This window comes from Devosia sp., assembly GCF_017307495.1.
Classification (GTDB): domain Bacteria; phylum Pseudomonadota; class Alphaproteobacteria; order Rhizobiales; family Devosiaceae; genus Devosia_A.
On record NZ_JAFKHE010000012.1, the window covers coordinates 538,951 to 553,276 of the forward strand.

12 protein-coding genes are annotated in these 14,326 nt (G+C 65.2%); 9 read left to right on the top strand and 3 right to left on the bottom strand.

Annotated features, from left to right (window positions below; translation table 11 throughout):
• Nucleotides 1-22: 22 nt before the first annotated feature.
• The 9 genes from J0I99_RS03265 to flaF all read left to right on the top strand — a co-directional run bounded on the left by J0I99_RS03265 (nucleotide 23) and on the right by flaF (nucleotide 8,634).
• Nucleotides 23-1,108 carry a flagellar basal body P-ring protein FlgI gene (locus J0I99_RS03265; protein WP_291392799.1) on the top strand — a complete coding sequence of 362 codons (1,086 nt, stop codon included), beginning with the start codon at nucleotides 23-25 and terminating at the stop codon, nucleotides 1,106-1,108.
• Nucleotides 1,108-1,446: a rod-binding protein gene (locus J0I99_RS03270; RefSeq protein WP_291395766.1), complete on the top strand. Its 339-nt coding sequence runs from the start codon at nucleotides 1,108-1,110 to the stop codon at nucleotides 1,444-1,446. Before J0I99_RS03265 ends, J0I99_RS03270 begins: the two co-directional genes overlap by 1 nt.
• Complete coding sequence (locus tag J0I99_RS03275; RefSeq protein ID WP_291395768.1) at nucleotides 1,443-1,913, top strand: hypothetical protein; 471 nt, start codon at nucleotides 1,443-1,445, stop codon at nucleotides 1,911-1,913. Before J0I99_RS03270 ends, J0I99_RS03275 begins: the two co-directional genes overlap by 4 nt.
• A gap of 103 nt (nucleotides 1,914-2,016) precedes the next feature.
• The gene (locus tag J0I99_RS03280; RefSeq protein WP_291395770.1) at nucleotides 2,017-2,337 is read left to right on the top strand and encodes a hypothetical protein; all 321 of its coding nucleotides are present in this window, start codon (nucleotides 2,017-2,019) and stop codon (nucleotides 2,335-2,337) included.
• Nucleotides 2,338-2,589: 252 nt separating this feature from the next.
• Entirely contained in the window at nucleotides 2,590-4,047 is a 1,458-nt protein-coding gene (locus tag J0I99_RS03285; protein ID WP_291395772.1) for a flagellin, read from the top strand.
• A 244-nt stretch (nucleotides 4,048-4,291) separates the two neighbouring features.
• The gene (locus J0I99_RS03290) at nucleotides 4,292-5,749 is read left to right on the top strand and encodes a flagellin (RefSeq protein ID WP_291395774.1); all 1,458 of its coding nucleotides are present in this window, start codon (nucleotides 4,292-4,294) and stop codon (nucleotides 5,747-5,749) included.
• 169 nt (nucleotides 5,750-5,918) lie between these two features.
• Entirely contained in the window at nucleotides 5,919-7,733 is a 1,815-nt protein-coding gene (locus J0I99_RS03295) for a flagellin (RefSeq protein ID WP_291395776.1), read from the top strand.
• 156 nt (nucleotides 7,734-7,889) lie between these two features.
• Nucleotides 7,890-8,276: a flagellar biosynthesis repressor FlbT gene (flbT, locus tag J0I99_RS03300; RefSeq protein ID WP_291395778.1), complete on the top strand. Its 387-nt coding sequence runs from the start codon at nucleotides 7,890-7,892 to the stop codon at nucleotides 8,274-8,276.
• A complete protein-coding gene (gene flaF / locus J0I99_RS03305; RefSeq protein WP_291392790.1) occupies nucleotides 8,266-8,634 on the top strand; it encodes a flagellar biosynthesis regulator FlaF in 369 nt (122 codons plus the stop codon). The genes flbT and flaF overlap by 11 nt, the downstream gene beginning before the upstream one ends.
• A gap of 131 nt (nucleotides 8,635-8,765) precedes the next feature.
• On the opposite strand, the gene J0I99_RS03310 is transcribed toward flaF, so the two are convergent.
• From J0I99_RS03310 to J0I99_RS03320, 3 genes are all read right to left on the bottom strand, one after another.
• Entirely contained in the window at nucleotides 8,766-10,265 is a 1,500-nt protein-coding gene (locus J0I99_RS03310; RefSeq protein WP_291395780.1) for a hypothetical protein, read from the bottom strand.
• Nucleotides 10,266-10,276: 11 nt separating this feature from the next.
• Nucleotides 10,277-12,124, bottom strand: a complete 1,848-nt coding sequence (gene flgK / locus J0I99_RS03315) for a flagellar hook-associated protein FlgK (protein ID WP_291395782.1) — start codon at nucleotides 12,122-12,124, stop codon at nucleotides 10,277-10,279.
• Between the two features lie 68 nt (nucleotides 12,125-12,192).
• On the bottom strand, nucleotides 12,193-13,950 hold the full coding sequence (locus J0I99_RS03320; protein ID WP_291395784.1) for a flagellar hook protein FlgE: 1,758 nt from the start codon (nucleotides 13,948-13,950) through the stop codon (nucleotides 12,193-12,195).
• Nucleotides 13,951-14,326: the final 376 nt, after the last annotated feature.

Consider the following 14,326-nt stretch of genomic DNA (forward strand, 5'->3'; position numbering starts at 1 on the left):
CAAGCGCGCCCTGCTGGGTCTCATGACCGCGCTGCTGCTCGTACCGCAGCCCAGCGTCAGCTACGGCGCGGCGGCTCGCATCAAGGACATCGTCAACATCGAGGGCGTGCGCGACAACCAGCTGGTCGGCTACGGGCTTGTCGTCGGCCTCAACGGCACCGGCGACGGGCTGAACAACTCGCCCTTCACCAAGCAGAGCCTGCAGGCCATGCTCGAGCGGCTGGGGGTCAACACCCGCGGCGAGAACATGAAGACCGGCAACGTCGCCGCCGTGATGGTGACGGCAAACCTGCCGGCCTTCGCCACCCAAGGCTCGCGCCTCGACGTGAGCGTCGCCTCGCTCGGCGACGCCAAGAGCCTGCGTGGCGGCACGCTGCTCGTCACGCCACTGCTCGGGGCCGATGGCGAAGTCTATGCCATCGCGCAGGGCTCCGTGACGATCAATGGCTTCTCCGCCCAGGGCGACGCGGCCTCGATCGTCTCGGGTGTTCCCACCACCGGCCGCATCTCCTCGGGCGGGCTGATCGAGCGCGAGATCGGCTTCGTGCTCGGGGCGCAGCGCACGCTGCGGCTGGCGCTGCGCAATCCGGACCTGACGACCTCGCGGCGCGTTGCCCTGGCGATCAACGACTTCATTGGCATTCCGTGCGCGACGCCCGAGGACCCGGCAACGATCCGGCTCAACCTGCCGCGCAACTTCAACGGCAACATCGTCGATCTGCTGACCGACATCGAGCAGCTGATCGTGGAGACCGACCTGCCGGCCAAGATCGTCATCGACGAAAACTCCGGCATCATCGTCATGGGCAAGGACGTGCGCGTCTCGACCGTGGCGGTGGCGCAATCCAACCTGACCGTGACGATCGCGGAAAACCCCACCGTGGTCCAACCCAATCCGCTGAGCCTGGGTCAGACGGCGGTCGAGCCGCGCACCGAGATCAATGTCGATACCGCCGGTTCCAACCTGGCCATGGTGCCGGAATCGGTGAGCCTGCAGGAGCTTGTCGACGGCCTCAATGCACTGGGCATCGCGCCGCGCGACCTGATCGCGATCCTGCAGGCGATCAAGGCGTCCGGCGCCCTGCAGGCCGATATCGAGGTGCTGTGATGCTCACGTCCCCAGCTTCCTTCGGCACCCAGGCGAAGGCCCCTGCGTCCTCGCTCTCGCCTGCCAGGATCGGCCACCTTCGCCAGCAGGCCGAAGATCTTGAGGGTGTTTTCCTCAACACCTTGATGAAGGAAATGTTCTCTTCGCTGAAAAGCGACCAGTCCGCCATGGGCGGCGGGTTCGGCGAAGAGACCTGGCGCGGCATGCAGGCCGAGCAGATGGCCGACGCCATGGCCCGCGCCGGCGGCATCGGCATCGCCGAGGCCATCCTGCCCGACCTCATCGCGGTGCAGGAAGCCGCCCAGAACAACCCCAGCATTCCAGGAGCGATGCGATGAACTCTGCCGCCGACCGCCTCGCGGCACTCGACAGCCTGCCGGCCCCCGAACTGTGCGCCCTGGCGACCGACACGCTCGAAAGCCTCGTCGCCATCCTCAACGAGGAGACCACCCTGCTCCGCGCCGGGCGGGCCAGGGAGGCCGGCGGGGTCTCGGCCGAAAAGACCCGCCTCGCGCAGGACTACATGGGCTATGCCCGCTCGGTGCAGCGCCAGGCCGCGCGCCTCAAGGCCGAAGCACCCGCGCAACTGGAAGACCTGTTCGCCCGCCACGACAAGCTCGCGACCCAGATGGCCGAGAACCTGCGCGTCATCGCGACGGCACGCGCCATCACCGAGGACCTGCTGACCGACGTCGCCCAGGCGATCAGCGCCAAGGGGCGGCCCACGACCTACGGCGCCAACGGCGCGCTCTCCGGGCAGCCGCCACAGGCCGCGAGCGGCGTGTCGATCAACCGGGCGCTGTAGCGCGCCGCAGACGATTTTCGACAAATTGCCCCGATCGGCGAAACGGCGGGGCAACCGCGGCTCTCCATCGTGCCGGAAGAATTGGCAATTGGGATGCCGGGGAATGAGCGCCAGAATAGCGCCAGAACCGATCAGCACGGGACTTCGAGCCGTCGCGGACTATCGTTCGCGCACGCTCTTCGGGGATTCGCAGCCCGGCCCCGAAGAACAGGATGCTGCGCCGGACCCGCAGCCGTCCGCCCTCGCCCGCAGCCTGCCGCCGCTACCCGCCCCGCCCGCTCCTCCCGGATCGGCCTTCGCCGCCGCGCTGCTCTCCGGACAACTGCCGCCCAGGCCGACGACGGAGCGTGAGATCATGCTGCGTCTCGGCAGCGCCGACCTGCCGGCGCAGGGCTCACTGGCACTGCACGACCGGCTGGTCTGAGCGTCCACGATTCCCTGTCGCCGACGGCGCCAATCGCTAATGCGCCGCCCGCCTGCGGGCCGCCCGGCAAGTTTTGCCGCACAGACGTTTTCCTTTTGATTTCAATCGCTTCAATGTTCCTTCCGGCATCTCCGGAAGGGAAAATTAACTGCGCCGGGAAGCATCTCGTTAACCATTCCTAAGCCCCCGACAGCTACGATCCTGACCAATCTCAGAACGAGATTGTGAACTCAGCCAGAAGGGATTCCACCCATGCCCGAAGTCAATCTGTCGAAGGCGGTTCGTTCGAACCTGTTGAGCCTTCAGTCCACCGCCACGCAGATGGCCAAGACGCAGGAGCGTCTCGCCACCGGCCTGAAGGTGAATACTGCGCTCGACAATCCGACGAACTTCTTCACCGCCGCGTCGCTGAATAGTCGTGCGTCCGACATGGCAAACCTGCTGGACTCGATGTCCAACGGCATCAAGACGATCGAAGCGGCCGACAACGGCCTCACCTCGATCACCAAGACCGTTGAAGCGATGCAGTCGTCGCTGCGCCAGGCGCGCCAGGACAAGTCGTTCAAGACGATGTCCTACTCGCTGGATACGGCGTCCATCGGCACCGCCGCGGTCAAGACGATCTCGTTCGAAGGTGGTGCCGTCGGCGCCGCGCCCGTCAGCATCGACCTGAACACGACCAGCAGCGCCGCCACTGCGGCTTCTGCGACCGGTTCGGTTGCCGTGGCCACCGATGCGGCCCTGCAGGCCTTTGCCGGCAACACGATCACGCTGACTGCCGGCTCTAACACCGTCAGCTACGCGATCACCGGCGCCTCGACCAAGTCCGACCTGACCACCGCCCTGTCGGCGAGCGGCTTCACCGTCGCCTTCGACGGCAGCAACAACCTGGCAGTGTCCCGCACGGACGGCGTGAACTTCACCGGTTCGGGCGCCGGCGCCACCAGCCTCGGCATTGCTACCACGTCGGCCAACGGCGTCCCGGCCGTTACCGGCGCGGTCAAGTCCGTCGACGCCCTGGTGCAGGAGATCAACTCCAACACCTCGCTCAAGGACAGGATCCGGGCCTCGAACGACAACGGCAAGCTCCGCATCGAGAACCTCTCGACCGAGAAGCTGACCGTGACCGGCGTCGGCAGCGACGGCGAAGTCGATGGCACGGCCGGCACCAGCACCGTGGACGAGAACACCGTCCGCAAGAACCTCGTCACGCAGTTCAACGACCTGCGCGACCAGTTGGACAAGTTTGCCGACGACGCCTCGTTCAACGGCATCAACCTGCTGCGCGGCGACAAGCTGAAGCTCACGTTCAACGAGACCGGCACCTCGACCATCGACATCCAGGCCAAGAACGAAGATGGCGATCCGATCTCCATCAACAATTCCAGCCTGGGCATCGACCTCGTGGTCAATTCCGACCTCGACAACGACGCCACCATCGACGGCAAGCTCTCGGTTCTCTCCACGGCGCTCGGCAAGCTGCGTTCGCAGGCGTCTTCGTTCGGTTCGAACCTCTCGATCGTCGAGAACCGTACCGACTTCACCAAGAAGATGATCAACACCCTCGAGACCGGTGCGGCGAACCTGACCCTTGCCGACACCAACGAGGAAGCGGCCAACCTGCTCGCCCTGCAGACCCGCCAGCAGCTGTCGTCGACGGCGCTGTCGATGGCTTCGCAGGCCGACCAGGCCGTGCTGCGCCTGTTCTGATCAGAGCCAGATACGAGACAGGAAGGCGGGCCTCGGCCCGCCTTTTTTGTTTGGCCCCGCGGCCGTCGTACCAGTTCGACGCAGCGCGCGAACGCCTCATTAACTTCGCGCCAAATGTGGCCGGCGAACGCGAATTGGCGAATCGAACTTAAGACTTCTTTTGCCGGTGGAGGCAGATCATCCAGCCACGTCTCAGGAAGAGACGGCGTTAGTAATTGAGTACGGACCCAGAAAGGGCCTCCAAATGGTTGATGTCAATCTGTCCAAGGCAGTTCGCTCGAACCTGCTGAGCCTGCAGTCCACCGCAGCTTCCATGGCCAAGACGCAGGAGCGTCTCGCCACCGGACTGAAGGTGAATACTGCGCTCGACAATCCCACCAACTTCTTCACCGCGTCGTCGCTGAACTCGCGCGCCTCGGACATGGCCAGCCTGCTCGACTCCATGTCCAACGGTATCAAGACGATCGAAGCCGCGGACAATGGCCTCTCGTCGATCACCAAGACCGTTGAATCGATGCAGTCCACGCTCCGCCAGGCGCGCCAGGACAAGTCGTTCAAGACCCAGTCCTATGCGATCGACTCCACTACGATCGGCACCTCCGCGGTCAAGACGCTCTCGTTCGACGGCGGCTCGGTCGGTACCTCCGCCGTCAGCGTCAACCTGAACACGACCAGCAGCGCCGCCACTTCGGCTTCTGCGACCGGTTCGGTTGCCGTCGCCACCGATGCGGCCCTGCAGGCCTTTGCCGGCAACACCATCACGCTGACTGCCGGTTCGAACACCGTTAGCTACGCGATCACCGGCACCTCGACCAAGGCCGACCTGACCACCGCCCTGTCGTCCGCCGGCTTCACCGCCGCTTTTGACGGCAGCAACAACCTGGCCGTGTCCCGCACGGACGGCGTGAACTTCACCGGTTCGGGCGCCGGCGCCACCAGCCTTGGCATTGCCACGACGTCGGCCAACGGCGTTCAGGCAGTGACGGGTGCGGTCAAGACCGTCGACACCCTGGTGCAGGAGATCAACTCCAACACCTCGCTCGCCGGCAAGATCCGTGCTTCCAACGACAGCGGCAAGCTCCGCATCGAGAACCTCTCGACCGAAGAGCTCAACGTGACCGGCGTCGGCAGCGACGGCGAAGTCGATGGCACGGCCGGCACGGGCACCATCGGCGGCAACGACGTCCGCAAGAACCTGGTCAAGCAGTTCAACGACCTGCGCGACCAGTTGGACAAGTTTGCCGACGACGCCTCGTTCAACGGCATCAACCTGCTGCGTGGCGACAAGCTGAAGCTCACGTTCAACGAGACCGGCACCTCCACCATCGACATCCAGGCCAAGGATTCCGATGGCGCCGCCACCTCGGTGAACAACACGAGCCTGGGCATCACCTCCGCCGTGAATGCCGAGTTCGACTCGGACGCTTCGATCGACAGCCGCCTGTCGACCCTCAGCGATGCCCTCGGCACGCTGCGCTCGCAGTCGTCCGCTTTCGGCTCGAACCTGTCGATCGTGCAGAACCGCACCGACTTCACCAAGAAGATGATCAACACGCTCGAGACCGGCGCCGCGAACCTCACGCTCGCCGACACCAACGCGGAAGCGGCAAACCTGCTCGCCCTGCAGACCCGCCAGCAGCTGTCGTCGACGGCGCTGTCGATGGCCTCGCAGGCCGACCAGGCCGTGCTGCGCCTGTTCTAAGAAGTCGATCGCATCTGAATACGGAAAAGGCGGGCCGGGCCCGCCTTTTTCTTTGCCCATCAACTGTATGTTGGGGTCGAATAACCAGCTGTTCACCAGTATGGCGGCATAGTCGCTCCCGAACGCTATCCCAGAAAGGGGTAGCAGCAGACCAGAAGGTTTGTTGCAGTTGAGCGCGATCAATCTCTCGAAGGCGGTTCGCTCGAACCTCCTTTCCCTCCAGTCGACAGCCGCCGCCATGGCCAAGACTCAGGAACGCCTGGCGACGGGCCTCAAGGTCAATTCGGCGCTCGACAACCCGACAAACTTCTTCACCGCTGCCTCCTTGAACAGTCGTGCCGGCGACATGGGCAACCTGCTCGACTCGATGGCGAACGGCATCAAGACGATCGAGGCCGCCGACAACGGCCTGAGCGCGATCACCAAGACCGTCGAGTCGATGCAGTCGACCCTGCGCCAGGCTCGGCAGGACAAATCGTTCAAGACGCAGAGCTTTGCCGTTGACCCCGGTGCGACCGGACTGCTGGAATTTTCTGGCGGCGCCGTTGGCGTGCCGCCCGTTGGTGTGTCCCTGGGCAGTGCCGGCGCGGTGCAGTCGGTATTCGCGGCCAGCGCAGACTATTCGGCCCCAGCAGGAACCTCGGGATATGCCGAGTTCACGTTCACCAGTGACGGCGGACTGGCGCAGACTGCAGGCAGCTATCCTCTCTTCGATATCACGGTAGATGGCAACGCCATCGCGCTGCACGTTAAGGACACCGATATTGCTGCCATCGGCAACAACGACACCGTCGTTGACGATATCGACGAGTTCACCGACGCGATAAACTACTCCCTGCAGCGTACCGGGGACGACAGCGCCGTCGTCGCCAGCAACGATGGCAGCCGCATCCGACTGACGTCGACATCTTCGGGAAGCAGTTCCGCCGTTTCGATCGACGTAGCCTATGTCAAAGCCTCGTTTCTCGGCGGCGCGGCGGATCCGGGAACGCCCGGGACCGACGGCTCCCGCCAGGTAACGATCTCGAACGGCACGAACACAGCCGCCATAACCCTGACGTCGGCTAATGCCGGGACCGTCGGCGCGGCGCGCAGCTACATCCAGTCCGAACTCACGGCGCAGGGTGTCACCGGCATCACGGTGGGCGGCTCCGGCAACCGCATCGACCTCGCGGGCGCGGCTGACGGTTCCAATACCGTCACGGTAGGCGGTGCTGGCGCGGCGGCCGTCTTCGGCACCTCCGGCACGCAGCTGGCCGGCGCCACGGCAGGCACCTACACCGTCGACCAGCTCGTGCAGTCGATCAACTCGACGGCGGGCCTCGTCGGCAAGGTCCGTGCCTCCAACGACAGCGGCAAGCTCCGCATCGAGAACCTGTCGACAACTGAGCTCGGCATCAGCGGGATCGGCGCGGATGGCGAGATCGACGGCACGTCGGGCACGGCCACCGTCGGCGGCAACGACGTCCGCAAGAACCTCGTCAACCAGTTCAACGCCCTGCGCGACCAGCTCGACAAGCTCGCCGACGATGCGTCGTTCAACGGCATCAACCTGCTGCGTGGCGACAGGCTGAAGCTCACGTTCAACGAGACCGGCACCTCGACCATCGACATCCAGGCCAGGGATGCTGACGGCGGCGCGACCTCGATCGGCAATGGAACGCTGGGCATCACCAGTGCCGTCGGCGCCGAGTTCGACTCCGATGCTTCGATCGACAGCCGCCTGTCGACCCTCAGCGATGCCCTCGGCACGCTGCGCTCGCAGGCGTCGGCCTTCGGCTCGAACCTGTCGATCGTGCAGAACCGCACCGACTTCACCAGGAAGATGATCAAGACGCTCGAGACCGGTGCCGCGAACCTGACGCTCGCCGACACCAACGCGGAAGCGGCGAACCTGCTCGCCCTGCAGACCCGCCAGCAGCTGTCGTCGACGGCGCTGTCGATGGCCTCGCAGGCCGACCAGGCCGTGCTGCGCCTGTTCTAGGACGTCGGTACACGCCGATACGGAAAAGGCGGGCTCATGCCCGCCTTTGCATTGCCGCCTGCGCCTGCCGGACGATTTCGAAACCCGCGGTAGCGTTTTGGTGAGACGGCGCATGCAGTATGCTCGTCCTACGGAATCACGGGTCGAGCACACGACATGTCCCTCAAGGTCGAACTCAAGCCGGGCGAGCGGCTGATCGTCGGCAACTGCGTCATCACCAACTCGGATCAACGCACGCGGCTGTTCATCGACGGCAAAGCGCCAATCCTGCGCGAGAAGGACATCCTCACGTTTGATACGGCCAACAGTCCGGCCAAGCGCATCTATCTGGCCGTGCAGCTCATGTACATTCACGACGATGTGGAACGACTGACCCGGGACTATTTTCAACTGGTCAATGACATCATCACAGCGGCGCCATCAACGACCCGCATTGTTGACGAAATCAATAACGAGATATTAACCGGCAATCTGTACAAGGCACTCAAGGCTGCGAAAAAGCTGATCCAGTACGAGCAGGAACTTCTCGGCAATGCAGAATAGTGCGGCGCTCGCCTACCAGCAGGTTGGCAAGCAGACGATCAACCCTCGCCTCCTCGAGGCGAACCTTCTCTCCCGTGCCGCCGGCCAGCTGCAGCGAGTCAGAGACGAGTGGGATACTTCCCGCCACGAGCTCGGTACCGCCCTGGCGTTCAACCGCAAGCTGTGGACGGTGTTCCTCGGCTCGGTGACCGGCGAGGACAGCCAGCTGCCCAAGCCGCTGCGCGAGAACATCGCCAATCTTGGCCTGTTCGTGATGAAGCAGACCATGACCGTCCAGGCCGAACCTGCTCCGGGCAAACTCACCGTGCTGATCAACATCAACCGCGAGATCGCCGCAGGGCTGCGGGCCGGCAGCTGAGTTCGAGACATTGCCGGAAGTGAAGAGCCCGCGGAGACGCGGGCTTTGTTGTTTCTTGAACAGGCACGGAGCCCACCGCTTCCGCCTTCTCCCCTTGCGGGAGAAGGCAAACCACCGCCGCGCGGCGCCCACTACTTGATGTAGTTCACCAGGGACAGCTGGCTCAGCAGCGCGGTGGTCTGGTAGCTCGCCTCGAGCCGGGTCTTCAGCGCCAGGATCTCCATGGCGATCTGCTCGGTGGGTGCCGTCTCGATGTCCTGCAGCATGTTCCCCAGTTGCGCCGAATGGGCCGTGTGCCGCGCGGAAATGGCGCCGGTGGTACTCTGGGCAAGGCCGAGTTCGACCGTGATCGCGGCGAGCGAGCCGGGGTTGTTGTCCTTGGTGTCGGCGAGGCGGGAGGCGTTGCGTTCCATCATCGCGCTGTAGCGGGCTTCCGACGTGGGATCGGACCCCGGAAAATCCTGCACCGCCACGGCCGCTAGGGTCTGGATAAGGTTGGTGAAGCCGAATTCGTTGGCCTGCACCCCGTAGCCCACCGTCGTGCCCTCCCCGACGCGCGCGGTGACCGTGTTGCGCGCATCGGCACTGTCCTCGCCGGTGTACCAGAACATGGTGTTGGCGGAGGTGCCGGCGATCGTCCCGGTCGCCGTGTCGTAGGGCGGACCATCGACCCGCAGCACCGGCTGGCCGTGGCCATTGAAGAAATTCTCGGCCGCGGCGAAGGCCGAAGCCGAAACCATCCTGGTCTCGGCGACGCCCTTCAGCGAGTTCGCCAGAGCCGCCTGGAAGCTTGCAGCGGTCGCGTCGGCGTCCGCCCCGATCTGGAACTCGCCATCGCCCGGCGTGCCGGTGGTCGCGACGAGCACGACCTGCTCGCTGGTTCCATCGGGCATGGTCAGGCTGATCTGCACCTTGTCGCCGGAGGTCGGCAACGTCGCGCCGAACTGCACCGTCAGCGCCGGCGGGCTGCCGGCCGGCGTCGTCACCGAGATGTTGGCCGACGTCGTGGTCACGCCGGAGAGCTTCATGCCGAACACGGTACTCTGCTCGGCCAGCGTCACCGTATCGGTCGCCGCCGTGACATCGAGCCGGCCGAGATGATCGGTTCCAAGGTCGGCAAGCTTGCGCTCGGCCGCCACCTGCTTGAACCCGGCGCGCGCACCTACCCCGTTCATGATCTCGGACGAGGTCGCGACCGGCTTGCCGTCGGTCTTGTTGCCGCCGAACATGTAGCGACCGGCCACATCGGTATTGAGCAGCGTCAGCATTTCGTCGAGGCGCGAACCGGCCAGCGTCGGCGCGGTCTGGAAGTTGATGCCGGAGGTGCCGCCGCCGCCCGAGAGGGCCGCCGCCCGGGCATCGGACTCGATGGTCCCGATCCGGCTCATCACCGAATCGAGCACCTCGAGCCTGAGGTTCACCGTCGAGATCGACTGCTGGTAGCCGTCCATGCGGGCCATGCGCTGGCGCAGCGCCAGGTCGAAATACCGGTCCGAGCCCATCTCGGCCAGGGTCGCTGCCTTCTGGCCGCTCGACAGCTGGGTCTGCAGCTTGTCGTAGCGGGCCTTCATCGCCGTGATGTTGGCGATGCCGTTGGAGAGCGGGAACATGGTCTTGCCGACAGTGGTCATCGTCTCACGTCCTAGAGCTGCATCAGGGCGTTCATGAGTTCCTGCACGACGCTCATCACCCGCGCATTGGCGGCGAAGGCGTTCTGCAGTTCCATGAGCCGGGCCATTTCCTCGTCCACGTCGACCCCATACTCGCCGTCGAGGCGCTGCGTCAGCGCGTCGAGCGTCATCTGCTGGGTCTGGTCGTTCGAGATCGCCGCCTCGGCGACATTGCCCTGCCAGTTGAGCGTCTGGGAGATCATGTCGGCGACCGTGCCGCCGAGGCGGGCGCTGGCATTGGTCGCGCCGCTCCCCTGCCCGCCGGCGAAACGCATGTCGTCGAGGTTGGCGATGACCTGGTTCAGGCGATCCTGGTCGCCGATCGGCGTCGTGCCAGTGAACTGCACCAGCAGCTTGTTGTCGGCGACGATGGCCGAGTTCACCGAGATGCGGCTGGCGAAGCCGAGCTTCTGGCCGACCCCGTCGAGGCTGTTGGTGAAGTCGGCGTTGTTGGTGTCGACGAACAGCGAGAAGCCGAGGGTGCCGTTCTGCAAACCGCTGGAGGTGGTGCGCGTCAACAGCGACAGCATGTCGGTCGTGCCGGCGGCGCCGTCGTCCATCACGCGGATCGTCGTGCCCGAGGGATTGGTGACGGTCAGCGCGCTGCCCAGCCGGTTCTGCAACTGCGCCGCGACGGCACCGGTGCCGCCCGAGAAATCGAGCCCGATCACGCGGGCGCCGTTCGCGTCGACATAGTCCAGCGGCAGCTTCGAGCCATCGTCGACCCGCAGCACGCGCACCGTCCGTTCCGCGCCGCCCTGCAGGTACTTGAACGTGAACTCGTTGCCGTTGCGGACATCGGCGAGATCGACCTCGTAGCCATTGGCCGGACCGGCCGAGACCTGCGTGCCGCGCGTGACGTTGGTCGACATCGACTGGGCCAGCGAGGCCGCGATCTCGTCCAGCTGGTCCTGCGCCTGCACCAGTTGCACGTCGCGCAACTGCACCAGCCCAGCCATTTCGCCCGACTGCAGCACGTTCTGCTTGACCAGGTCGATCTCGAGCCCCGCCGGGGTCATGATGGTGAGCTTGCCGACGCCGCTGACGGCGTCGTCGGGGCTGAAGCGCGAGGCGGCCGAGAGCGCGCCCGCGCTCTCGTACTTGAATACCGACGCCTTGACGTCGAGGATGCCGACGCCCGAGCGCGTCATCAGCGAGACGGTGCCGTCGCCGCGGTAGCTCACGCGCAGGTCCATCTGGCCGGAGAGGCTCTCGACCAGGCGGTCGCGCTGGTCCATCAGGGTGGCCCGGGACGTCTGGTCGATGCCCTGGTCGGCGAGGCGCTGGTTGACCCGTTCGAGCGACTGCAACTGGTTGTTGATCGAGTCGACGCTGTTGGAGAGGCGCGCCTCGATCTCCTTGCGGATCGACTGCACGTCCTGGCTCAGGCGGTTCAGGGTGCCGGCCAGCGCCTGGGCCTTCTGTACGAAGTCGGCGCGGTTGGCATAGCTGTCGGGGCTCGTCGCCACGGCCGCCAGCGAGCTTTCGAAGGCGTTGTAGGCGCTGTCGATCGAGCCGGTGGTCCCCGGCTTGCCGAACAGCGTCTGCACGCGGTCGAGGAAGCTCGCCTGTACGCTGGTGAACCCCGACTCGGCGGTGGTGCGGGTGTAGTGCGCCTGCAGGCTGGAGTTGAACGCGCGGGTGAGCTGGCCCTCGCGGGCATAGGTCGAGTTGACGCCCAGCGAGTCGATGACGCTGGTCGAACGCCGATGGTAGCCGGGCGTGCCGGCGTTCGCGACGTTGTTCGACAGCGTATCGAGCGCATTCTGGCCGACACGCATGCCGGAAAGCGCATTGCTGAGGGTAACCGAGAGCCCCATGCCATCCTGCTCCAGTGGTCCGGATTCCGGCGCAGCGGCTGGCCGCGCCGGAGGTGTTCAAGCCCGCGTCAGCGGATCATGTTCAGCGATTCCTGCAGCATCTGGTCGGCTGCCGAGACGATGCGGGTACCGGCGGCATAGGCCTGCTGCGTGACGATCAGCTTGGTGAACTCTTCCGAGATGTCGGTGTTCGACGCTTCCACCGCCGACCCGACGACGCCGCTCGTATCGAGCAGAGGCTCGCCCGATTCCGAGGTCGCCGCGAACACCCCGCCGTCCATGCGCTTGAGCGCGTTCGCGGCGTTGAAGTTCGCCGTCACCACCTGCGCCACCTCGAGCTGCTGGCCGTTGGTGTAGGAGACGACGACGCGACCATTGTCGTTCACGGCGACCGAGACGAACTCGCCGGCGGCATAGCCGTTCTGGTTCAGCGTCGTGACCTCGGCATTGCCGTTCGGATCGGAGAACTGGGTCAGGCCGGACGTGCCGTGCTGCAGGCGCAGGTCACCGATGGTTACGCCGTTGACGGTAAGGCCGGGCAGGTCGGTATGGTCGACCGGCGGATTGGGCGAGCCGTCCGCGCCGAAGGTGTAGTCACCGCCGACCCGGGTCCAGGCCGTGCCGGAGCCCGTCGCCTGGGAGTTGGTGAGAATGAACAGGTTCCAGCGCTCGGCGCCGCCATTGGCGGTGGAGTTCACCTTGGCCCAGCGCATCTGCACGTTGGCCGGCGCGCCATTGCCGGCATAGACCGTTACGGCGCCGCCGGAAATCGACTGCGAGATGAAGGCGTCGGCCTTGTCGGCGCTGACGGTGTTGACGCGCTGCTGCAGGGCCAGTGAGGCCGACACCGTCGGATTGTACGTGCCGTCGGCAAGACCGAAGCCGAGCGAGGACGAGCCCGTGGTGTTGTCGTTCACGGCGATGGTGTCCGTGGCGTTCGCGGCCGTCACCGTGATCGCTCCGCTGGAATTCCGCGCCACGGTGGTGCCGGCCGGCAGCGCGCTCTGGATGGCGGCCAGCAGCCCGTCGACGGTGTTGGTCGGGGCGATCGAGATGTCGATGTCGTTGCCGACCGTGCCGCTGCCGCCGTTGAAGCTGAAGTTCACCGGCACGCCATTCACCGAGACTGACAGCGTGTTGCCGGCGCTGGCGATCGTCGAGGCGGGGTCCGTGCCGACGGCCGTCGAACCCGACGTGGTCGCCGCCGTATCGGGCGTGATGGAAAGGAAGTTCTGCGCGCGGAGCAGTTCGCTGCCGGCGGCGCCGGACTGCTGGTAGGCCGCCGTCTTGGGCAGCTGCGGCAGGTTCAGCTCGTAGTTGATCGAGGACGTCTGCTGCGCCGGGAGGAACGAGCTCGACACCTGCAGCACCTGCGGCACCGAGCTCGAGATGTTCTGCGTCGCCGGATCGATCGGCAGGCCCTTCAGGTAGTAGCCGGAGCCGTTGACGAGGTAGCCGTTCTTGTCGAGTTCGAAGTCGCCGCGGCGGGTGTAGTAGTTGGCGCCGGAAAACAGGGTGTCGCCGTCGGACATGCCGATCGCCGGCTCGACGACGAAGAAACCGTTGCCGTTGATGGCCATGTTGGTCTCGGTCGAGGTACCCTTGATGTCGCCCTGGATGTTGTTGGTGGAGCGCGAGTAGCCGAGCACCGAGCCGGCCGTCTGCCGTTTCTGGGCGGCATCCGGGATCATGTCGACAAAGTCGGTGTCGATGCGCTTGAAGCCCGTCGTCTGGCTGTTGGCGATGTTGCCCGAGATGTTCTCGAGCGCGAAGGATTGGGCGCGAAGCCCCGTAACTGCGGTCGAAAGAGCGCCGTAGATGCCCATGATATGCTCCAGTACCCCCAATCAGCGTGCGGACACGCGGGTTCAGGTAGAGCAATGCAAGGGCAGTGCCAGAGTCTCATGATATTGATTTTGCTGCGATTTTTGGTTCGACGTTAGTGTCTTGGACTGAGGAACGGCAAAAGAGTCCATGCCGGTCGGCAGGAATTGCCGCCCGTCCGCGCGGGAAATGGAGCCATCCGCGAAGATATTTGTCCCCCTCGCTCCAGCCCGTGCGATTCTCCCCCTCGTCCGCTGCACCGAAGCGAGATCATGACGAGTGGTTGGTGCGGGGGAGGTTGGGTGGGGTGGCAGTCGTGCTGCCCCAGGCTCAAAGCACGCGCGGCATGGTCCGGTTCGCCGGATGAGCCGCTGTCAA